This window comes from Ensifer sp. ENS06 (assembly GCF_014852205.1).
GTDB classification, from domain to species: Bacteria; Pseudomonadota; Alphaproteobacteria; order Rhizobiales; family Rhizobiaceae; genus Ensifer; species Ensifer adhaerens.
Window position 1 is genome coordinate 469,047 of sequence record NZ_JACVBC010000001.1, and the last position, 20,873, is coordinate 489,919.

A 20,873-nucleotide genomic window follows, 5' to 3' on the forward strand; every position below is an offset into this window, starting at 1 on the left:
GGCCGCATAAGGCTGCAACAGTAACTGCAAAGCGCCCGTAAGGATCGACGATCATGTCCATGCATATCATGTCCGCCTATGACGAAGAACTGAAGTACCTGACGCGCCGCATCTCGGAGATGGGCGGCCTCGCCGAACAGATGGTCGCCGAGTCCGTTCGCGCGCTGGTCAACTCCGACCTGGCTCTCGCACAGAAGGTGATCTCGGACGACACCGTCCTCGACGACGCCGAGCGCCAGATCGGTGAGAAGGCGATCGTCACGATCGCCAAGCGTCAGCCGGTCGCCGCCGACCTGCGTGAGATCATGGGGTCGATCCGCATCGCCTCCGATCTGGAACGCGTCGGCGACCTCGGCAAGAACACCGCCAAGCGCGTGATCGCGGTCGCCGGCTCCGGCATTCCGCGCAAGCTCGCCCGTGGCCTCGAGCATCTGGCAGAGCTCGCTCTCGTCCAGCTCAAGGAAGTGCTCGACGTCTACGCCTCGCGCTCGCCGGAAAAGGCCAACAGCATCCGCGAGCGTGACGAGGAGATCGACGCGATCTACACCTCGCTGTTCCGCGAGCTCTTGACCTACATGATGGAAGATCCGCGCAACATCACGCCCTGCACGCATCTTCTGTTCTGCGCCAAGAACATCGAGCGCATCGGCGACCACGCGACCAATATCGCTGAGACGATCTATTACATGGCGACGGGTGCTCAGCCGGAAGGCGAGCGTCCGAAGGATGACACCACGTCGACGCTGGGCTCGGTCAACGACTGAGCGCCAAGCGCGCCGTAAGCATGCATGCCCTTTGAAATCTGATCCGGTCGCGGCTTCGGTCGCGGCCCCGAATTCCTGTATCTGAAGCATGCGGTTTTCGCCCCGCCTTTGAAAACGGCGGATGTGCTCCAGATTTAGAGTGTCTGAGCGCCGGCCGGGCCGATGAGCCCAAAGGCCGCCCGCGGTAAGGAGACGTTACCTGATGTTGCCAAAAATCGCCGTAGTCGAAGACGAAGAGGCGCTGAGCGTTCTGCTGCGTTACAATCTGGAAGCCGAGGGCTTCGACGTCGATACGATCCTGCGGGGCGACGAGGCGGAGATCCGGCTTCAGGAGCGGCTGCCCGACCTGCTTATCCTCGACTGGATGCTGCCCGGTGTTTCCGGCATTGAACTTTGCCGTCGGCTGCGCCAGCGTCCGGAGACCGAACGTCTGCCGATCATCATGCTGACGGCGCGCGGCGAGGAAAGCGAGCGCGTCCGGGGTCTGGCGACGGGTGCCGACGACTACGTGGTCAAGCCCTTCTCGACGCCGGAGCTGATGGCGCGCGTCAAGGCGATGCTGCGCCGGGCAAAGCCCGAGGTGCTCTCGACGCTGCTTCGCTGCGGCGACATCGAACTCGACCGCGAGACCCACCGCGTTCATCGCCGCAGCCGCGAAGTGCGCCTCGGCCCGACCGAGTTCCGTCTTCTGGAGTTCCTCATGTCCTCGCCGGGCCGCGTCTTCTCTCGCTCGCAGCTTCTGGATGGCGTCTGGGGGCATGACATCTATGTCGACGAGCGAACCGTCGACGTGCATGTCGGTCGTCTGCGCAAGGCTCTGAACTTCTCGAACATGCCCGACGTGATCCGCACCGTTCGCGGCGCCGGCTATTCGCTCGAAAGCTGAGCGGTCTGAAAGTCGCCAACAAAAAAAGGGGCCGATCGGCCCCTTCCTTTATCAATGCGGTCCAGCTTCTTAGCGAGCCCTGCGGCGCTCCCCCGACGGCTGGTAGGCCAGCCGAGCATGGAAGGTGCAGTAAGGCGAGGCTTCCGGGGAATCGTTGCCGCAGAAGTGAAACTCTTCCTTCAGCGGGTCGCCGATCGGCCACTTGCAGGTGCGCTCGGTGAGCTGGGTCAGCTCGAGGCGGCGCGACATCGGCACGACAACGTCGGTGCGGGTGCTGAAATCCTGCTCGGCAACGAGATCGACTTCGATTTCTTCCTTGAGAACGACAGCGCCGGCCGCGCGTGCAACCGGGCGGGTCGAAACGCGCGAAGCGTAGTTCGGTGCGCGCGGTGCCGAAGTCGGGCGCTTCGGACGGGCTGCCGTCGTGGTGCTGCCGCCGGCCTTGGCGCGACCTGGCAGGCTCAGGCGGTGAACCTTGCCGATGACAGCGTTACGGCTGACGCCGCCGAGCTGCGCCGCGATCTGGCTTGCGCTCAGGCCCTCGGACCAAAGCTTCTTCAGTTTCTCCACCCGCTCGTCAGTCCAGTTCATTTCTGCACTCTCCGTTCTCAGCGTTGGGGATGGCAGAATCCCTCACCGCACCCCGGCTAAACCCCGGGGTTGCAAACGCGATAACTCTTTTGGTGACTAGGTCCGCCGCATGCGTCTAGTAATTGAATGTTAACGTACTGACCGCTGGACTCTGTGGCAAGAGTCCCAGGAATCAGGCCGAATCGATTTCGTAGTTTTCCCCAACTTGCTCGGCCAGCGTTGCATTTTTGCAAGCCCTCCCGGACGATTTTTCTGCTGCCAGGAATCGACCCTTCATGTTGCGCTGCAAGGCTTGGTTTTGTTGACATTGCAGCGCGAAATGGGAATAGTGCCTGCGCCGCCGAAAGGCGGCATTTTTGATTTTTATCGGCCCGCGTGAGGCGCGGGATCGATGTCGATCTGGAGTGAAGGAGAGCCTCGCATGACTGCAACCACGCCGCTTTACGATACCTACATGCGCGCGCCGTTGCGTTTCGAGCGAGGAGAGGGCGCCTGGCTGATCGCTGAAGACGGTACGCGTTATCTCGATTTCGGTGCCGGCGTTGCCGTGAACTCGCTCGGCCACGCGCACCCGCACCTGGTCGAAGCGCTGAAGGCGCAGGCCGACAAGGTCTGGCACCTGTCCAACCTTTATGAAATTGCGGGCCAGGAAAGCCTCGGCCGCCGGCTGACGGCGGTGACCTTTGCCGACAAGGTCTTCTTCACCAATTCGGGCGCGGAAGCGCTGGAATGCGCCATCAAGACGGCACGGCGTTACCACTTCTCCAAGGGCCACCCGGAGAAGTTCCACGTCATCACCTTCGAAGGCGCCTTCCACGGCCGCACGATCGCGACGATCGCCGCCGGTGGTCAGCAGAAATACATCGAAGGTTTCGGGCCGAAGGCGCCGGGCTTCTACCAGGTTCCGTTCGGCGACATCGCCGCGGTCAAGAATGCGATCACCGAGGAAACCGCAGCGATCCTGATCGAGCCGATCCAGGGCGAGGGCGGCATCCGTCCGGCGACCAAGGAATTCATGCAGGAACTGCGCGCGCTCTGCGACGAGTTCGGCCTGCTCTTGATCCTCGACGAGGTCCAGACCGGCGTCGGCCGTACCGGCAAGCTGTTTGCCTATGAATGGGCGGATATCCGCCCGGATATCATGGCGGTCGCCAAGGGTATCGGCGGTGGCTTCCCGTTCGGCGCCTGCCTCGCGACTGAGGAAGCCGCATCTGGTATGGTGGCGGGCACGCATGGCTCCACATATGGCGGCAACCCGCTGGCCATGGCCGTCGGCAACGCCGTGCTCGACGTCGTTCTGGCCGACGGATTCCTGACGCATGTGCGCGATGTCGCGCTGGTCTTCCGCCAGGGCCTTGCGTCGCTCAAGGACCGTTTCCCTGATGTCATCGAGGACATCCGCGGCGACGGTTTGATGCTGGGCATCAAGGTGAAGGGCCCTTCGGCCGATCTGCTGAAGGAAATCCGCGCCGAAAAGCTCCTGGCCGTGCCGGCGGGCGAAAATGTCCTGCGTCTTCTGCCGCCGCTGACCGTGACGGCGGAAGAGGCGCGCGAGGGGCTCGCACGTATCGAACGCGCCGCCGAGGCGGTTCGCAAGGCAAGCGGCAACGCCGCGGCCTGAAGGTAGCGACCCAGGGCCGACTAAGGCGTTAGAATGACCTCCGTGCGGGCACGTCGATAGCGTGCCGCACCGGGGACCGATTTTTCAGACAGGAACCGAGTACGATGGCAGGCACCAGACATTTTCTCGATCTTTCGGCCATGACGGCCGCCGACCTCCGGACGATCATCGACGATGCGCGCGTCCGAAAGGCGGCGACCAAGGCCGGAACTGCCGAGAAGCCGCTCGCCGGCAAGATGCTGGCGATGATCTTCGAAAAGCCCTCCACCCGCACCCGCGTTTCCTTCGATGTCGGCATGCGCCAGCTCGGCGGCGAAACCCTGTTTCTGTCGGGCACCGAAATGCAGCTCGGCCGCGCCGAGACGATCGGCGACACGGCCAAGGTGCTCTCGCGTTACGTCGACGCCATCATGATCCGCACCACCGACCATCGCCGCCTTCTGGAACTGGCCGAGCATGCGACGGTCCCCGTCATCAACGGCCTGACCGACGATACGCACCCCTGCCAGATCATGGCCGATATCCTGACCTTCGAGGAGCATCGCGGTCCGGTAAAGGGCAAGACGATTGCCTGGACCGGCGACGGCAATAACGTGCTGCATTCGCTGATCGAAGGTTCTGCCCGCTTCGGATACCGCATGAACATGGCCGTGCCGCTCGGTTCCGAGCCGCAGGACAAGTTCCTGAACTGGGCGCGCAACAATGGCGGCGAGGTCCTTTTGTGTCATGACGCCGAACAGGCCGTCGCCGACGCCAATTGCGTCGTGACCGACACCTGGATCTCGATGAACCAGGAACATCGCGCCCGCGGGCACAACGTCTTCCAGCCCTACCAGGTCAATGAAGCGCTGATGAAGCGTGCGGCCTCCGATGCGCTGTTCATGCACTGCTTGCCGGCGCACCGCGGCGAAGAGGTCACCGACGAGGTGATCGACGGCCCGCAGTCGGTGGTCTTCGACGAGGCGGAAAACCGGCTGCACGCACAGAAGTCGGTCATTGCCTGGTGCATGGGGCTCGTCTGAGCCGGCTGCCCGGTCGCGCGCGACGGCGAAGAGGCTTCAGTGCGCTCCGCCGAGCGTGCGCCATATAGGGGCGTGTTCACCGCACTTGACATTGTCCACGTGCGACACGATTTAGGCGGCATACGGGCGCTCCTGAAAGTAGTGAGCGCGCAACCGTCGAGGTGGTGCGTTGCTATGGCCGCGGCACATACCTGGTGGACAATCCGTTTATCGCGGGATCAACTGAGACAGCGAGCACGTTGCGCGGGGATAGCAATATCTCTGGTGCAGCTTGGTGGCTGAAGGCAAGGAGCAAGACATGACTGACATGACGCCAGGGCTTGGTGAGTTCGACTTTGCCGGTGACGATCACGTCGTGCCTTTCCAGGTGGAAGGCCTCGACGTGCGCGGCCGCGCCGTGCAGCTCGGCCCCATGCTGGACGCAATCCTCGAGCGCCACAACTATCCGCTTCCGGTCGCGCGTCTGGTTGCTGAAACCGTTGTACTCACCGTGTTGCTCGGGACCTCGCTGAAGTTTGAAGGCAAGCTGATCGTCCAGACTCAGGGCGATGGCCCTGTCGATCTGGTGGTCGCTGATTTCTCGACGCCGGATCGCGTGCGCGCCTATGCCCGCTACGATCAGGAAGCGCTTGCCGCTGCCGAAAAGGACGGCCGGACCCTTTCGCACGAGCTGCTCGGAAAGGGCGTGCTCGCCTTCACCATCGACCAGGGCGCTCATACCCAGCGTTACCAGGGGATCGTTGCGCTCGACGGAGCGACGCTGGAAGAAATCGCCGGCGTCTATTTCCGACAGTCGGAGCAGATCCCGACCAAGGTGCGCCTTGGCGTGGCCGAGCTTCTCGATCGCGACGAAAACGGCAAGCCGCGCCATCGCTGGCGCGCCGGCGGCATGGTCGCCCAGTTCCTGCCGGAAGCGCCGGAACGCATGCGCCAGCCCGACCTTTCCGGCGGTGATGGTGATGATGGTGAAAGCGCGTTCGGTGACGACGATCTCTGGGCCGAAGCCAAGGTGATGGTCGAAACGATCGACATGGACGAGTTGACCGATCCGATGGTCGGAACCGAGCGGCTGCTCTATCGCCTGTTCCACGAGCGCGGCGTCCGCGTCTACGAACCGCAGGCGGTCTACGACCGCTGCAGCTGCTCGCGCGAGAAGCTTCAGTCGGTGTTGTCCAACCTGAGCACGGACGACCTCGAAAGCACCATCGACGATGGCGAAGTCAAGGTGACCTGCGAGTTCTGCTCGACGACCTATCGCTTCGAAGCAAGCGAGGTGCGCCCGCAGTAGCGGGCGCCTCCGGCCGACTGGCCGCGATTTAGAGCGACGCTAGTCCGAAGGACGCGCTGTTCCGGATTGGCATCAGTTCAGGGTGCGCACGAGCCCGGGTGAATCGAGCGAGAAGGCGGGGATGGCAACGTTGAAGGTTTCTCCGCCTTCCGATTCCATGCTGTAGTGGCCGAACATGACGCCTGAGGGCGTATCCAGAGGGCATCCGGACGAATACTCATAGGTATCGCCGGGATTGAGCAGCGGCTGCTCGCCGATGACGCCCGGACCGCTGACCTCGTCGACTTGCCCGTTCTCATCGGTAATGTGCCAGTAGCGCGTCATCAACCGCACCGACGCGTCCGAGTGGTTTGAGATGACGATGCGATAGCCCCAGACATAGCGGCCGTCATCGGGATCCGACTGCTCTTCGAGATAGTACGGCTCCACCGTAACTTCTATGTCGCGGGTCAAAGCGCGATACATGGGCATCACCTTGCTTCAGGTCTTTCAGGGTATTCTACAGCAAGATGGTTTCGTCAAGAATAACGGCAAGATTGTGCGATCCCATGATGGGACGGATGGCCGTGCTGACGCGATCGAGCGGGTGAAACGTGCCTGGCGCCTTGGCGCCCCGCCGCCGGAAACCATCTCGTGACGGCCGGCAAGGGGCGTCGGCCGCCGTTGATCACGGCGGCCGTGTCTTCGTAAAAATCAGGCCTTCACGGCCTTCAGCGCGCGGGCGAAATCTTCCACCACATCGTCGCTGTCCTCGATGCCGGCCGAGAAGCGCACGGTTCCGGCGGAAATGCCGAGCTCTTCGCGGGCCTCGTCGGTCAGGTTCTTGTGCGTGGTCGTTCCCGGATGGGTGATCAGGCTCTTGCTGTCGCCGAGGTTGTTGGAGATGCGCACGATCTCCAGCGCGTTCTGCAGCGCGAAGGCAGCGTCCTTGCCGCCCTTCAGTTCGAAGGCGACGAGCGTCGATCCGCCGGTCATCTGCTTGGCGATGATGTCGGCCTGCGGATGATCCTTGCGGCCAGGATAGATGACCTTGGCGACCTGCGGCTGTTCTGCCAGGAAGTCGGCCACGCGGCGGGCCGTTTCCGTCTGCTGACGCACGCGCAACGGCAGCGTCTCTATGCCCTTCAGCAGCGTCCAGGCGTTGAACGGCGACATCGCCGGGCCGGTATGGCGGAAGTAGTCGTGCAGGTGCTCGTTGATCCATTCCTTGTCGGAAAGCACGACACCGCCGAGGCAACGGCCCTGGCCGTCGATATGCTTGGTGGCAGAATAGACGACGATATGGGCGCCGAGTTCCAGCGGCTTCTGGAAGAGCGGCGTCGCAAAGACGTTGTCGACGACGACCTTGGCGCCGATCTGGTTGGCGAGCTTGGCAACACCGGCAATGTCGATGACTTCGAGCGTCGGGTTGGTCGGGCTTTCGAGGAAGAAGACCTTGGTGTTCTTCTGGATCGCCTTTTCCCAGTTGGCGAGGTCGCGTCCGTCGACCAGCGTGCACTGGATGCCGTATTTCGGCGCCAGCGTCTCGACCACCCAGCGGCAGGAGCCGAAGAGGGCGCGGGCGGCGACGATGTGGTCGCCGGCCTTCAGCTGGCAGAGAATGGCGGCGGTGACGGCAGCCATGCCCGATGCCGTGGCGCGCGCATCCTCGGCGCCTTCCAGCATGCACATGCGCTTTTCAAACATGTCGTTGGTCGGGCTACCGTAGCGGGCGTAGATGAAGCCTTCGGTCTCGCCCTTGAAACGAGCTTCCGCAGCTTCCGACGTCTCGTAGACAAAGCCCTGGGTAAGGAAGATCGCCTCGGAGGTCTCTCCGTGCTGGGAACGGGTGGTCCCGCCATGGACCAGTTGCGTTGCGGGGCGCCAGTTTTTGCTCATGTGACGGTCACTTTCAAAAACAAAAAAACCGGCCGCGTGAAGGGCCGGTTTGACACCCGGCCTTTTTAGCTACTTGTTTAACGTGGCTGCAAGCCGACCGGCCAAATCACCACGGGATAAAGCTTCAATACTGCCAGGGTACGCTTGCGTCAATTCCCGGAGTTTGGTTTTGTCTCGCAACTGAAAAGAGGACTGCAATGGGCCGCGACACTGGGATTTTGGCCGATCGCGCGATCGCCGCGCTGTTAGAATCGGGACGCCTCAAAAGCGAGAAGCCGCTGGATGACGATCAGATCCAGCCGGCAAGCCTCGACCTGCGCCTAGGCTCGAAGGCTTTCCGCGTCCGCGCAAGCTTCATGCCGGGTCCGTCTCACCTCGTTGCCGACAAGCTCGACCGGCTGAAGCTGCACGTCGTCGATCTGACCGATGGCGCGGTGCTGGAAACGGGCTGCGTCTACATCGTGCCGCTGATGGAAAGCCTGGAACTGCCTGAGGGCATGTCGGCCTCGGCCAACCCGAAAAGCTCGACCGGTCGCCTCGACATCTTCACCCGCGTCATCACCGATCGCGCCCAGGAATTCGACAAGATCCCGGCCGGCTACAGCGGTCCGCTCTATCTCGAAATCAGCCCGCGCACCTTCCCGATCGTTGTGCGCCGAGGCTCGCGCCTGTCGCAGATCCGCTTCCGCATGGGCCAGTCTATCCTGTCGGAGCAGGAACTGCAGGCGCTGCACGAGAGCGACGTGCTGGTGGCGAGCGACAAGCCGAACGTCAGCGGCGGCGGCATCGCGCTGTCGATCGATCTGAAGGGCACCGGGCCCGAAGGCCTGATCGGCTATCGCGGCAAGCATCACACCGCCGTCATCGACGTCGACAAGAAAGCGCAGCATGCGATCTTCGATTTCTGGGAGCCACTTTACAGCCGCGGCCGCGATGAACTGATCCTCGATCCGGATGAGTTCTACATTCTCGTCTCGCGCGAGGCGGTGCATGTTCCGCCGCTTTATGCGGCCGAGATGACGCCGTTTGATCCGCTGGTCGGCGAGTTTCGCGTGCATTATGCCGGCTTCTTCGATCCGGGCTTCGGCCATGCCTCGGCCGGCGGCACGGGCAGCCGTGCCGTGCTGGAAGTGCGCAGCCACGAGGTGCCGTTCATCCTCGAACACGGCCAGATCGTCGGCCGCCTGATCTACGAACACATGCTGGAACGGCCGGATGGTCTCTATGGCCTCGGCGTCGGCTCCAACTACCAGGCGCAGGGCCTGAAGCTCTCGAAGCATTTCCGCGCCGAGTAGGGGATTTCGAAGCGCCCCTTACGCGATCCCGCGCAAGGGTGCTTGACAGATCGCCCCGGTTCGGGAAGTTTCGCAGGCGCCGCGGGTGTAGTTCAGCGGTAGAACGCCAGCTTCCCAAGCTGGATGTCGTCGGTTCGATCCCGATCACCCGCTCCATTCTTTCTCGTCCCGTTCCTTGTGTAACCGCGTTCTCGTGGCGACCTATGGTCAGCTGCGCTGCGGCCGGTTACTTTACCGCTCGATGAATCACCGCGGTTCCAAGGGCCGCCCCTGCCACATGAGACGTGCCGGCCGCTGCCCATGAAAGTTCTTCCCCTTTTCGCCCTTTGCGCATCCTTGATCGCGACGCCGCTTGCGGCCGAGGCCAAGGATCTGCCGCTGCTGTTCGACGCGCGCGAACGCATCGCCAAGCCCGATCTCACGGGCCTGGCGCGCCTGCGTTTCTTGACGACGGTGGATTTTCCGCCGTTCAACTTCATCGACCAGTCCGGCAAGCTTTCGGGATTTCATGTCGATCTCGTGCGCGAGATCTGCCGCGAGCTCGACATCGAGGCCAAATGCCAGATCCAGGCCGTGACCTATGCGGAGCTGCTGCCGGCACTGGAAGAGGGGCAGGGCGAGGCGGTGGCCGCCGGTATCGCCGTCGGTCCGGAACTGCGCCAACGCTTCGGCTTTTCCCGCGCCTTCATGCGGCTTCCGGCGCGCTTCGCCGTCAACACCAAGGCGGCGGGAGCAGTCTCGGCACCGAGCGATCTCAAGGGGAAGCCGGTCGGTGTCGTCGCCGGAACCACGCATGAGGCGATGTTCAAGGCGTTTTTCCCGAAGATCGAGGCCAAGGTCTATCCCGACCGCGAGGCCATGCTGACGGCTCTGCAGAAGGGCGATGTGCCGGCGGTGTTTTCCGACGGCATGCAGCTGTCCTTCTGGATCTCGGGTAGCGCTGCTGGCGGCTGCTGCACGCTTGTCGATGGCGCCTACTTCTCGCAGCGCTTCCTCGGTGAAGGCCTGACGATCATGAACCGCAAGTCCGAGGCTGCCCTGACCCAGGCGATCGATCACGCGCTGCTGGCGCTGTCGCGCAGTGGCCGCTTGGAGGAAATCTACCTGCGCTACTTCCCAAACGGAATCTACTAGGCGCCAGGACTTCTCGGCGTGATCACCGGCCGGCCTATCGGCGGAAGCGGGCGAGCGCGCCGCGCTCGATAGCGGCGCAAGTCAGCTTGTCGAGGCCAAGCCGATCGCGCAGCAACTGCAGCAGGCGGATTTCTTCGTTGCGGATGCGCTGGTCGGCGGCCGCGATCTCGACGGCGAGCGCATAGGCCGTCTCGTGGAACTTCTCCGGCAGCGCTTCGCGCACGATCTCGAGCATGATGTCGAGCCCTTCGGGCGCCGCCAGCTGTGCCGAGCATTCATGGCCGATATGGACGAGGCTGTCCTCGTCGAAGCCGTCGAACACGGGCAGGAATTGAACCAGCCGGCCGATGCGGGCAAACTCGTCGTCGCTCATCTCGCGGTCGACCGCCGACATCATCACCATGACATAGATGAGAGCTTCGTGGTGGCTGAGGCTTGGTTGCATGGGCTTTCCGGCGGTAGAGCGATTCCAGGATGGGACGGTTCCTGATCCGGAATTGCGTCGTTTGAAAGAGTTGAGCCATCTGCCGCTTTCGGCAGACGGTCGAGAGCTGGGAATTGTCGCGGCTATTTACAAGTCCGGCTGCGAGGCGTCCACTCCGATGCCGAGGGTCGGATCGTCGAATGTCATCGGCGTGTGGTTGAGGTCGCGCGGATCGTCACCGTAAAAACCGAGCTTCGCCTGGCGTGCTGCGTCGGCGCGTTTTTCGAGGGTCGAGCCGGGAACCGGCGTTGCCCAGCCATTGTCGACGAGCCAGGTGGCAAGATCCTGTCCGCCAAGCGTGCAGGAGGCGGTGGCCGAAGGGCCGGAATCTCCTTCGGGCAGATCGCAGCTGACCGCACGTGCGCGCAGGAAGTTTCGGAAGGCGGTTCGCGCGACGATGCCGCAGGGCCAGCTCTTGCCGGCGCTTTCGCAGGTCCGCTCCGCCTGCTCCGGCTCGATGCCGTCGATCTGCAGCGTCAGCTTGTCGAACTGGATCACACCGGCGGCGACCGCGACCGGGCGATAGAGTACGGTCGGCCCGGCGGCCTTCGCTTCCTTCTTCGGTTCCGACAACGGCGCGCGCGGTTCCACCCGTTCGAGCGGCGCACTGGTGACCGTATCGGGCAGGCCGAACTGCTGTGGCTCGATGGCGCGCGCCGCATTTTCCGTCTTGGGGGCGCCCTGCGGTTGTTCGCCGGTCGTCGCCGCGCCGCCGGAGGACGCGCCGGGGTCGAGCGGGACCTCGTCGTCGGCCTGATCCGGCGTCGCCTCGAAATCTGTCATGTCGGGCGTTTCGAGAACGAGTTCCGGTGTGGCGGCGGTCTCACGGTCGCGGATGGCAACAGCGCCCGCATAGAGGATGCCGGTGAAAAGGGCGATTGCGGCGATGCCGCCGGCAAGGGTGTAGAAATGCTGCCGCATCAGGAAGGACGTCCTATTGGCTGGCCCAGATAATTCGGGCGATCCATTCGATCTGGCTGGTCTCGAAGCTCCGGTTCGGATGCTCGGGATTGAGCGATAGAAGTTCGATCACACGCGGCGTCTGGCGCGTGAGCACCTTTGCCATGACCTCGCCCTCCTGCGTCTTCACCACAACCCGATCGCCACGCCGGATCGGCGCGCCGGGGTCGACGATCAGGATGTCGCCGTCGCGGTAGAGCGGCAGCATGCTGTCTCCCTGGACCCCGAGCGCATAGGTGCCGCTGCGCTTTTCCGCATCCGTCGGAAAGTCGATGACGTCCCAGCCCTGACCGGCGGGAAAGCCGCCATCGTCGAAGTAGCCGCCGGCACCCGCCTGGGCAAAGCCGATCAGCGGGATCGTGGCAGCGGCCACCGGCTCGGAAGGCGCTGGGACCCCCTCCGGCTGCAGTAGGCTGGTGAACTGGTCCATGGTGGCGCCCGTCGCCCCCAGCACCTTGGCGATCGATTCTGTCGAGGGCCAGCGCTCGCGCCCGTCGGCGGAGCGACGTTTGGATTTGTTGAAGGAGGTCGGGTCGAGGCCGGCACGGCGCGCGAGGCCGGACGGCGAGAGCTGGTGGCGCTCGGCCAGGGTGTCGATAGCGTGCCAGATCGTGCCGTGAGACAACATGACGAGAGATCCAGGCCGGGCAGGCGGCCACTTGCTGCTTTGGTTCCCGGCCACACTACCGAAACGCTGCAGGGCGGTAAAGAATCGGGAGGAAAATAGTCCTCTTTCCGTCATTTGATTTGCGGGACGCGGCCCCTATAGTTCCGGTGATGGGCAGGACAGGCTTTCGGTGGAGGGCGTTTTGTTGATGCGCATGAAAGCGGAACGCCTGCTGATCGTCGCCATGCTTGCCGCGGTCGCCGGGCTTGCGCTCGAAGATCGCCTGCTTGAGATGGGGCGCCTCGCAACGCTTCTCGGTGCCGCCGGTCTGGTGGTTGCGATCGTGCTTGCATCGCTGCGGGTGTCGCATCACGCCGAGGTTCTGGCATCCAAGGTCGGCGATCCCTATGGCACGATGATCCTCACGCTCTCGGCGGCGCTCGTCGAAGTCGTCGTTCTGGCGATCATGATGACCAGCGAGACCTCGCCGACGCTGGTGCGCGACACGATCTATGCGGCCGTCATGCTCGACATCAACGGCATCCTGGGCCTCGCAGCCCTTCTCGGAGGTCTGAAGCACGGCGAACAGCCCTATAATGACGATTCCGCCCGCACCTACAGCGTGATGATCCTGACGGCGATGGGGATTTCTATGATCGTGCCGGAATTCGTGCCGGCGGCGAAATGGCATCTCTACTCGGCCTTCACCATCGGCGCGATGATCACGCTCTACGCCCTGTTCCTGCGCATGCAGGTGGGCGTGCACAGCTACTTCTTCAGCTACAGCTATCCGAAGGCGAAGGGCGAGGGGAGCGCGAGAGAGGGCGGCCCCGACCAGCCGGTGTTGCCGTCGATCGTGATCCTGATCCTCGGCATCGTGCTGATCGGTGTGCTGGCGGAAGTGATGTCGTCGCTGCTGACATCGGGCTTGAAAGGGAGCGGTGCACCGCCGGCTGTCACGGCCATCGTCGTCGCGGCGATTTCCGCCTCTCCGGAGATCATGACCGCCATGCGCGCCGCTCTCGCAAATCGCATGCAGGCGGTCGTCAATATCGCGCTCGGCGCTTCGCTTTCGACCGTCATCCTGACGGTGCCGGTGATGGAGGCGATCGCGCTCTATACCGGCCAGCCGTTCCTGATGGCGATGTCGCCGGTGCAGACGGTGATGGTGACGATCACGCTGATCGTTGCCGCGATCAACCTCAATGACGGCCAGACCAACGCCATCGAGGGCATGACGCATTTCGTGCTGTTTGCCACCTTCGTCATGCTCTCGGCGATCGGGCTCTGAACCGGCCGCCGGGCGAGCGTCAGGCCGTCGCCTTTTCCTGCGCCTTCCTGGCGACCACCTCTTCATAGGCGGCCTGGAGCGTGGCGCGCACCCGCGGCGGGCCATCGAGCGGCATCCCCAGATGGTCGTGCCGCAGCTCGTCCATGAAGCGATCCCAGAGCGCCGGGCCGCCGTTCTCCATGAGTTCGGCGCGAATGCTGAGCTCTTCGCTGACCGGCAGGTAGCGCCGTCCCCAGGCACCGAGCTGGGCCATGATCGGCACGAGTGCAATCGTCATTTCCGTCAGGCTGTAGATCGCCTTCTGCTTGTGCGTGGGGTCGTCGCGCTTCGTCAGCATTCCCTGTTCGACCAGCATCTTCAGCCGATCCGCAAGGATATTCGATGAGATACCCTCCTGCGATCGCAGCAGCTCCCGGAAGTGCCGTTTGCCGCCGAAGATCATGTCGCGAATGATCAGCAGGCTCCATTTGTCGCCGAACACTTCGAGCGAAAGATTGATCGGGCAACCCGAGCGCATGTCGTCCTTCATTGGCACCTCTTTAAAACCGCTTGCATTATCGCATCACTGACGCTAACGTTCAACTGATTTCAAAATTATAGCAGTTCATAATCGAAACCAGTTGCGTATAAGCCATCAATTTCCAACCCAGAGGAGGCAGGACATGATCGACAGATCCGTGGAACATTCGAGCTTCACCATTGAACGCAACTTCAAGGCGACACCGGTTGAGGTGTTCAGGGCGTTCTCGGAGCCAGCCGCAAAGGAGCGCTGGTTCGTCAACGTCGAAGCCGGGGCGCAGATCACCCACGACTTCCGCGTCGGCGGCCGCGAAAGCGGTCGCTTCAGCGTGGACGACGGGACGACCTATTACGACGATACCGTCTATCTCGATATCGTCGAGAACCGCCGGATCATCTTTGCCTATACGATGACGCAGAACGACAGGCGGATTTCTGCCTCCGTCGCCACGGTCGATATCCAGCCTGCGGGCACCGGCACGCGCCTCGTCTTTACCGAACAGGTGGCCTTCCTGGACGGGCTCGACAAGCTCGAGTACCGGCGTGGAGGCTGGGAAGAGTTGATGGGGGCGTTGGCCAAGGAACTCGGCGAGGCGGTTGCTGCCTGAGGCACAACGTTTGGCCGTGCATAGCGATCGATTCCCGGAGGACACGTGCTGATCCTCCGGGATTTTTCTAGTGCATGGCGGCAATCGTGCTGCCGGCGATGCCGACGGAGAAGAGCGTGAGGCAGACGGCGGCGATCCGGCGCGGCAGGTGCGAAGCCGAAAGACCCTTGGACATCTGCACCAGCAGGGCGCCGGCCCCGATCCAGGCCGACCCGGCGGCGATGACCAGCAGGGAGAAGCCGGCGATCCAGGGCCAGACGGCTGCCAGTCCTGTCTGCGGCAACAGCACCAGGGCGACGATCAGGGCTTTCGGATTGAGCAGCGTCGTGACGAAGACTTGTCGGATGGAGATGACGGCACCTTCGCTGCGCTCGGCATCGGTCGTCCAGAGCGCATAGGCGAGGTAGAGAACCCAGCAGGCGGCAATGAGCCTCAGCGCCAGGCCGAGGTTCGGATGGGCGGCAAGGAACGGTGCGAGCAACGCGACGGCGGGAATGATCACCGCGAGATAGCCGCCGAGCTCGCCGTTCAAAAGCGGCAGCGACCGGCGAAACCCGGCCGATGCGCCGGAGAGCCAAAGCAGCGTGTTCGTCGGACCGGGCGTCGCGAGCAGGACGAGGGCGGCAAGGGCAAAGGCGAGCGGCTGCATGTCGTTGGGACCCGAGTTTCATGGTCGTTATCGCTGCCTTCTAGCAGCGGCGCAAGCGCCGGTTCTTGATCTCCATCAAGCTTGCTGTCCGATCCGTGGTGCAAGCCACCCCAAGAAATCGCCACAGCGCCGCCCCGACATGCCCCTTCCGCGCCCGTCGCGGCCGCGCTATCAGACGGGCTCCGCCGCTTCTCCTCCCGCCGGCGTGATCGAGGCTCCCATGAACAAGACCGTCCTGTCAGGCATCGTCATGACGACGTTTTCCTATTTCCTGTTTTCGCTGCAGGATGCGTCGGTCAAATGGCTGGTCGTCGGCTACTCGGTCTGGCAGATCCTGTTTACCCGCAGCATCACCATTCTCCTGCTCTGCCTTGTGATCGGTCGCGGCAAGCTGGTGCGCAGCGCCATCTCGTCGCCGGTGATCAAACCGCTCTTCGTGCGCAATCTTTTGCTGCTCGCTGCCTGGCTTTCCTATTTCAACGCGGCGCGCGACCTCGGCCTGGCGGAGATGACCACCCTTTACTACGCCGCGCCGATCATCGTGACGCTGCTTGCTGTACCGATCCTGAAGGAGGACGTTCCGCCGATCCGCTGGTTCGCCGTGTTCATCGGTTTCGTCGGCGTGCTCATCGCCTGCGATCCGCTCGGCACCGGCATGAAACTGTCGCTGCCGGTGTTCCTGGCGCTTATCGCCGCCGTCTTCTGGGCGATCGGCACGGTCATGCTGCGCAAGACGGCACTTCAGGAAACGACCCTGGTGCAGATGACGATCTCCAACGTCTTTTTCATCGGCATGACCGGGCTTGCCGTCGGCTTTTTCTGGACGCCGCCTGCGCTCTTCGACGTCGCGCTGATGGCCGGAACCGGCGTCATCGCCGGCATCGCCCAGTACGCGTTGTTCGAGGGTATGCGCCGGGCACCGATCTCGGTGATCGCGCCGTTCGAATATACCTCGCTCGTCTGGGCCTTCGGACTCGGCTTCCTGATCTGGGGCGACGTTCCGGCCATGAACGTCTTTGCCGGCGCCGGGCTGATCTTTGCGGCTGGCCTGCTGATCATCGTCGGCGAACGACTGGCGCATCGGCGCGCCGGTGCCGCCGCTTAGAGATACGGGACGGATGGAAACCGTCGTCATGCTTTGATGACGAGCGCCTCGGGAACACGGCCGGTCAGCCGGAAGAACATGTGTGAGGTCACGAGCACGTTTGGGTCGGCAAGATGCTGGTCGAGTGCTTCCAGATCGGCATCGAGCTCGGCCTGGCCGATGAAGCCTTCGGCGACAAGCCCGCCGCGGACATTGTCGATGAAATCCCGAAGGATCGGCCGGCGGTCGTGACCCGGCGGATAGACATGCTCGACCGCGTCGACGGATATCGCCTCGATACCGGCGTTCCGGAACAGACGATGCAGCCGGCGACCGATATTGAGGTCGATGCCTCTGGCGGCGGAATAGGCGACATAGGCGGCAAGCAGCCTGTCCCAGGCGGCAAGCGGCGGATCGCAGATATGTCCGAGGAAATCGGCCTCGAAGCTCGCGATCCAGCCACCCGGCCGTACCAATGACACCATTTCGAGCACGATCAGCTCTGGCCGCGGCACGTTGACGAGCACCAGCCGCATATGAGCGCCGTCGAAGGAACGGCGCGGCAGGCCTGTCGCATAGGCATCGCCCTCGCGCACATCCACCTGGGGGAGCGCATGGCCGGCAACGAAACGGCGGGCGAGTTCGACAAAATTCGGATCGCGTTCGATGCCGAGCACCGATCCGTTTGGCCCGACGCGTTTGCCAAGTAGGTGCAGAACCCCACCGGGGCCGCAGCCAAGATCGACGACGCGTTCGCCCGGCCGGATTCCGACCCGTTCGAGCTGCTGGTCGGAATCAGGAGCGAGATTGGCAATCTGTCGTTTCAGGCGTTCTTCTTCGGGCCCGGCGCGCCCAAGAAGATAGAGATCAGGCTCGCTCATGGCGTGTCCCCCTCTGACCTCGCGGAGGATGCGCCTGCGCGCGAAGAGCGTCAATCAGAAGATGCTGATAAGCTTAACGCACGCCGGACGTCATGAAACGTCGCTCGGGAGTTTCTTCATAGATCACAAGACCTTCGCGGCGGTAGAACGCCACCGCCGGATTGGTCGTCAGCACGCTGAGCTGCACGGGCAGGCCGATCGCCCTTGCTTCACCGAGCACTTGGCGAAGCGCGATCGCACCGTAGCCGCACTTCTGGTGACCGGGCGCGACGTAAAGCTTGTTCACCCAGAAATGGTCCTCGCGCCGCGTGACCGATACGCAGCCGACATCCTCGTGCCCCACGGCGATGATGCGATACTCGCCGAGGATGAGTGCATCCGCCAGCCGAGGCCGCCAGCTGCCCCAAAGCGCGATCGCATAGTTGCGCATACAGGCTTCTTCCAGCCAGCGCAGATAGGGTTCGTCGTCGGGGACGGCGGGGCGGAGGGCGGCTTTGGTCATGGCTTCGTCATGGAGTGTGGTTCAATCCGCGCAGGCCTAGCACCACAACCGTAACAGAGTGATGGCGGCCGGGTGGGCGCTAAGCCGGCAAGGGCCTCGAGCAGGCCGGGCTCAAACGAAAACAGGCCCTCGAGGGGGCCTGCTTCCAATGCTATTCAGCGAACCTTACGCCGCCTGTTTCTTCTCGCCGTAGGGGTCGAAGCGGCCGTAGAAGGTCTCGCCGCGTTCGGCCATTTCCTTGAGGAGTGCCGTCGGCTTGAAGTGGTTGCCATAATCCTTGGCGAGCGTCTCGCACATCTCGACGAAGGCCTTCACGCCCATGCCGTCGATGTAGGAGAGCGTGCCGCCGGTGTAGGGAGCAAAGCCGAAACCGAGGATCGAGCCGACGTCTGCTTCGCGCGGATCGGTGACGATGCCTTCTTCCATGGTGCGGGCCGCTTCGAGCGCGATCGTCGCGAGAAGCCGCTGCTTCAGCACCTCGACATCGATCTTGTCGGCGTTCTTCTGCGGATAGAGGGTTTTCAGCTCCGGCCACAGATACTTCTTGGCGGGCTTGGCCGGATACTCGTAGAAGCCCTTGCCGTTCTTGCGACCGCGACGGTCGAGATCGTCGACCATCTTGTTGATCAGCGCCAGGTGCTTGGGATCGACGGCCTTTTCGCCGAGGTCGGCGACGGTGGCCTTGAGGATCTTCTGGCTGAGGTCGATCGCCACTTCGTCGTTGAGCGACAGCGGGCCGACCGGCATGCCGGCCATCTTGGCGGCATTTTCGATCATCGCCGGCGGTACGCCTTCGATCAGCATGTCATAGGCTTCGTGGATGTAGCGGAAGACGCAACGGTTGACGTAGAAGCCGCGGGTGTCGTTGACGACGATCGGCGTCTTCTTGATCGCCGCGACATAGTCGAGTGCCACGGCGAGCGCCCTGTCGCCGCTCTCCTTACCGAGGATCACTTCCGTCAGCATCATCTTCTCGACTGGTGAGAAGAAGTGGACGCCGATGAACTGGCCCGGGCGCTTGGAGTTCTTGGCAAGACCGGTGATCGGCAGCGTCGAGGTGTTGGAGGCAAAGATCGTATCTTCGCCGATCACCGCTTCCACCTTCTCGATCACGTCCTTCTTGACCTGGCGATCCTCGAACACCGCTTCGACGACGAGGCCGGCGGTCTTCAGGTCATTGTAGTCGGCCGAAGGGGTGATACGGGCAAGCAGCGCCTCGCCCTCTTCCTTGGTCAGGCGGCCCTTGCCGATCGAATCCTTGACCAGGCCTTCCGAATGCGCCTTGCCCTTTTCGGCCGCTTCCATGTCGCGGTCGATCAGCGTCACCGCGATGCCGGCAGCAGCCGTCACATAGGCGATCGAGGCGCCCATGAAGCCGGCGCCGACGACGCCGACATGCTTGAATTCCGACTTCGGCACGCCGGCCGGACGGCGGGCGCCCTTGCCGAGTTCCTGCATCGAGACGAACAGCGAGCGGATCATCGAGAAGGCTTCGGTCGTTTGAAGGATCTCGGTGAAGTAGCGCTGCTCGATCTTGAGCGCCGTGTCGAACGGTACCTGCAGGCCTTCATAGACGCACTTCAGGATCGCGACGGCGCCCGGATAGTTGCCGTAGGTCTCGCGGCGCAGGATGCCGGAAGCGGCCGGCCAGAGCTGGGCCGAAGCCGGCGTCCAGATGCCGCCGCCCGGAACCTTGTAGCCCTTTTCGTCCCACGGCTGGACCGGCTTCAGGCCGTTCTTGATCATCGCCTTGGCCGCGTCGACCAGCTTGTCGGCATCGACGACTTCATGCACCAGGCCAAGCGCCTTGGCGCGGGCTGCCGTCAGCGACGAGCCTGTCGTCATCATCTGCAGCGCGTCCTGCGCATTGGTCAGGCGCGGCACGCGCTGGGTGCCGCCGGCGCCCGGGAAAATGCCGACCTTGACTTCCGGCAGCGCGATCTTGACCGACTTGGAATTCGACGCGACACGGCCGTGGCAGGCGAGCGAAAGCTCGAAGGCGCCGCCCATGCAGGTGCCGTTGATCGCCGATACCCATGGCTTGCCCGAGGTTTCGAGCTTGCGGAAGAGCCCGGTCATGCGGCCAACGAGGTCGAAGAGCTTCTGGGCGGCGTTATCCGGATCCTTCTTCTTTTCTTCCTGCTGGAAGGTGAACATCGACTTGATCATCGAAAGGTCGGCGCCGCCGGAGAAGCTCGACTTGCCGGACGTAAAGACGACGCCCTTGACCGCTGCGTCGGCCGTGGTCTGGTCGACGATGGCGTTGAGCTCTTCCATCACCTCCTGAGTGAAGACGTTCATCGACTTCTCAGGCATGTCCCAGGTGACGAGCGCGATGCCGTCAGCGTCGGTCTCGATCTTGAAATTGGTGTAATTCGTCATGGTTCTCCCCCTCAGTAGAGAATGGGTTCGATCTGCAGCGAGACGTTCGATCCGCCGCTGTAACGTTGCTTGCTGGTGTTGGTGGCGATCAGCCGGCCGTCGCGCTCGACGCGGATGGTGAAGCCCGCGTCGACAGCCTTGTCGAGTTCGGGCTTCGGCACCTGCAGCACGAAGGGCACGCGGGTGGCCTTGCCGTCGCTGACAACCGAAGTCTCGGCGATCAGCTTGGCGGCGAGGTCCATCACGCCCTGCTCTTCGAGCCGGATCGTGACGGTGCCGGCCGGAACCGGGCCGCTCGCGACATTGGAGATCGCACCGGTGAGCGTGAAGCTGTCGCCGCCTTCCTCCTCGTCGGAGACGCAGCCCGCGGCTGCAAGCAGCCCCAGGCCCATCACTCCGAGAAGGGTGCGGCGCATCACGTCCATCG

The 20,873-nt window shown here is 63.2% G+C and carries 23 protein-coding genes, 1 tRNA gene and 1 riboswitch; of the genes, 12 read left to right on the forward strand and 12 right to left on the reverse strand.

The annotated features are described in order from the left end of the window. Window positions 1–50: 50 nt before the first annotated feature. Complete coding sequence (phoU, locus tag IB279_RS02335) at window positions 51–764, forward strand: phosphate signaling complex protein PhoU (protein WP_089043230.1); 714 nt, start codon at window positions 51–53, stop codon at window positions 762–764. Between the two features lie 202 nt (window positions 765–966). Continuing rightward, window positions 967–1,650: a phosphate regulon transcriptional regulator PhoB gene (gene phoB / locus IB279_RS02340; protein ID WP_034797168.1), complete on the forward strand. Its 684-nt coding sequence runs from the start codon at window positions 967–969 to the stop codon at window positions 1,648–1,650. A 69-nt stretch (window positions 1,651–1,719) separates the two neighbouring features. Here phoB and IB279_RS02345 read toward each other — a convergent pair whose 3' ends face one another. Continuing rightward, a complete protein-coding gene (locus tag IB279_RS02345; RefSeq protein WP_034797167.1) occupies window positions 1,720–2,241 on the reverse strand; it encodes a GcrA family cell cycle regulator in 522 nt (173 codons plus the stop codon). A 421-nt stretch (window positions 2,242–2,662) separates the two neighbouring features. Here IB279_RS02345 and IB279_RS02350 point away from each other — a divergent pair, with 421 nt between their 5' ends. The 3 genes from IB279_RS02350 (at window position 2,663) to IB279_RS02360 (ending at window position 6,172) form a co-directional block, all read left to right on the forward strand. Continuing rightward, a complete protein-coding gene (locus tag IB279_RS02350) occupies window positions 2,663–3,862 on the forward strand; it encodes an aspartate aminotransferase family protein (protein WP_060522347.1) in 1,200 nt (399 codons plus the stop codon). Between the two features lie 104 nt (window positions 3,863–3,966). Continuing rightward, a complete protein-coding gene (gene argF, locus IB279_RS02355; protein WP_034797163.1) occupies window positions 3,967–4,884 on the forward strand; it encodes an ornithine carbamoyltransferase in 918 nt (305 codons plus the stop codon). Between the two features lie 298 nt (window positions 4,885–5,182). Further along, the gene (locus tag IB279_RS02360) at window positions 5,183–6,172 is read left to right on the forward strand and encodes an Hsp33 family molecular chaperone (protein WP_034797161.1); all 990 of its coding nucleotides are present in this window, start codon (window positions 5,183–5,185) and stop codon (window positions 6,170–6,172) included. Window positions 6,173–6,244: 72 nt separating this feature from the next. Here IB279_RS02360 and apaG read toward each other — a convergent pair whose 3' ends face one another. Then, complete coding sequence (gene apaG, locus IB279_RS02365) at window positions 6,245–6,637, reverse strand: Co2+/Mg2+ efflux protein ApaG (protein WP_034797159.1); 393 nt, start codon at window positions 6,635–6,637, stop codon at window positions 6,245–6,247. Here apaG and IB279_RS02370 point away from each other — a divergent pair. Next, a complete protein-coding gene (locus IB279_RS02370) occupies window positions 6,636–6,809 on the forward strand; it encodes a hypothetical protein (protein ID WP_162741141.1) in 174 nt (57 codons plus the stop codon). The two genes, apaG and IB279_RS02370, sit on opposite strands and share 2 nt — an antisense overlap. Window positions 6,810–6,865: 56 nt before the next feature. On the opposite strand, the gene IB279_RS02375 is transcribed toward IB279_RS02370, so the two are convergent. After that, window positions 6,866–8,050: an O-succinylhomoserine sulfhydrylase gene (locus tag IB279_RS02375; RefSeq protein WP_113187535.1), complete on the reverse strand. Its 1,185-nt coding sequence runs from the start codon at window positions 8,048–8,050 to the stop codon at window positions 6,866–6,868. Window positions 8,051–8,094: 44 nt separating this feature from the next. Then, window positions 8,095–8,173, reverse strand: a riboswitch (SAM riboswitch). Between the two features lie 74 nt (window positions 8,174–8,247). Here IB279_RS02375 and IB279_RS02380 point away from each other — a divergent pair. The 3 genes from IB279_RS02380 (at window position 8,248) to IB279_RS02390 (ending at window position 10,479) form a co-directional block, all read left to right on the forward strand. After that, entirely contained in the window at window positions 8,248–9,345 is a 1,098-nt protein-coding gene (locus IB279_RS02380) for a 2'-deoxycytidine 5'-triphosphate deaminase (RefSeq protein WP_060522346.1), read from the forward strand. A gap of 81 nt (window positions 9,346–9,426) precedes the next feature. Beyond that, window positions 9,427–9,501: transfer RNA gene (locus tag IB279_RS02385), tRNA-Gly, on the forward strand. 144 nt (window positions 9,502–9,645) lie between these two features. Then, window positions 9,646–10,479 carry a transporter substrate-binding domain-containing protein gene (locus IB279_RS02390; protein WP_113187508.1) on the forward strand — a complete coding sequence of 278 codons (834 nt, stop codon included), beginning with the start codon at window positions 9,646–9,648 and terminating at the stop codon, window positions 10,477–10,479. Between the two features lie 34 nt (window positions 10,480–10,513). Here the strand turns inward: IB279_RS02390 and IB279_RS02395 are convergent, their stop codons facing one another. The 3 genes from IB279_RS02395 to IB279_RS02405 form a co-directional block, all read right to left on the reverse strand. Continuing rightward, window positions 10,514–10,924: a tellurite resistance TerB family protein gene (locus IB279_RS02395; RefSeq protein WP_034797150.1), complete on the reverse strand. Its 411-nt coding sequence runs from the start codon at window positions 10,922–10,924 to the stop codon at window positions 10,514–10,516. Between the two features lie 126 nt (window positions 10,925–11,050). Then, on the reverse strand, window positions 11,051–11,884 hold the full coding sequence (locus IB279_RS02400; RefSeq protein ID WP_113187507.1) for a thermonuclease family protein: 834 nt from the start codon (window positions 11,882–11,884) through the stop codon (window positions 11,051–11,053). A 13-nt stretch (window positions 11,885–11,897) separates the two neighbouring features. Continuing rightward, window positions 11,898–12,551 (reverse strand): helix-turn-helix transcriptional regulator, encoded by a 654-nt coding sequence (locus IB279_RS02405; RefSeq protein WP_060581859.1) that lies wholly within the window; start codon window positions 12,549–12,551, stop codon window positions 11,898–11,900. Window positions 12,552–12,738: 187 nt separating this feature from the next. Between IB279_RS02405 and IB279_RS02410 the strand changes: the two genes are divergently transcribed. Further along, window positions 12,739–13,821 (forward strand): calcium:proton antiporter, encoded by a 1,083-nt coding sequence (locus tag IB279_RS02410; protein ID WP_192338968.1) that lies wholly within the window; start codon window positions 12,739–12,741, stop codon window positions 13,819–13,821. Window positions 13,822–13,840: 19 nt separating this feature from the next. On the opposite strand, the gene IB279_RS02415 is transcribed toward IB279_RS02410, so the two are convergent. Continuing rightward, a complete protein-coding gene (locus tag IB279_RS02415) occupies window positions 13,841–14,350 on the reverse strand; it encodes a helix-turn-helix domain-containing protein (RefSeq protein WP_060581860.1) in 510 nt (169 codons plus the stop codon). 133 nt (window positions 14,351–14,483) lie between these two features. On the opposite strand from IB279_RS02415, the gene IB279_RS02420 reads away from it, so the two are divergent. Then, entirely contained in the window at window positions 14,484–14,948 is a 465-nt protein-coding gene (locus tag IB279_RS02420; RefSeq protein WP_090295021.1) for an SRPBCC family protein, read from the forward strand. 67 nt (window positions 14,949–15,015) lie between these two features. On the opposite strand, the gene IB279_RS02425 is transcribed toward IB279_RS02420, so the two are convergent. Beyond that, entirely contained in the window at window positions 15,016–15,597 is a 582-nt protein-coding gene (locus IB279_RS02425) for a LysE family translocator (protein WP_113187506.1), read from the reverse strand. A 220-nt stretch (window positions 15,598–15,817) separates the two neighbouring features. On the opposite strand from IB279_RS02425, the gene IB279_RS02430 reads away from it, so the two are divergent. After that, on the forward strand, window positions 15,818–16,702 hold the full coding sequence (locus tag IB279_RS02430) for a DMT family transporter (RefSeq protein WP_034797139.1): 885 nt from the start codon (window positions 15,818–15,820) through the stop codon (window positions 16,700–16,702). A 26-nt stretch (window positions 16,703–16,728) separates the two neighbouring features. Here the strand turns inward: IB279_RS02430 and IB279_RS02435 are convergent, their stop codons facing one another. The 4 genes from IB279_RS02435 to IB279_RS02450 form a co-directional block, all read right to left on the reverse strand. Further along, a complete protein-coding gene (locus tag IB279_RS02435; protein ID WP_034797138.1) occupies window positions 16,729–17,562 on the reverse strand; it encodes a methyltransferase domain-containing protein in 834 nt (277 codons plus the stop codon). 73 nt (window positions 17,563–17,635) lie between these two features. After that, the gene (locus IB279_RS02440) at window positions 17,636–18,064 is read right to left on the reverse strand and encodes a GNAT family N-acetyltransferase (protein ID WP_034797137.1); all 429 of its coding nucleotides are present in this window, start codon (window positions 18,062–18,064) and stop codon (window positions 17,636–17,638) included. 165 nt (window positions 18,065–18,229) lie between these two features. Continuing rightward, entirely contained in the window at window positions 18,230–20,446 is a 2,217-nt protein-coding gene (locus IB279_RS02445) for an FAD-dependent oxidoreductase (protein ID WP_113187505.1), read from the reverse strand. 11 nt (window positions 20,447–20,457) lie between these two features. Then, window positions 20,458–20,862, reverse strand: a complete 405-nt coding sequence (locus tag IB279_RS02450; protein ID WP_162741140.1) for a YbaY family lipoprotein — start codon at window positions 20,860–20,862, stop codon at window positions 20,458–20,460. Between the last annotated feature and the right edge of the window lie 11 nt (window positions 20,863–20,873).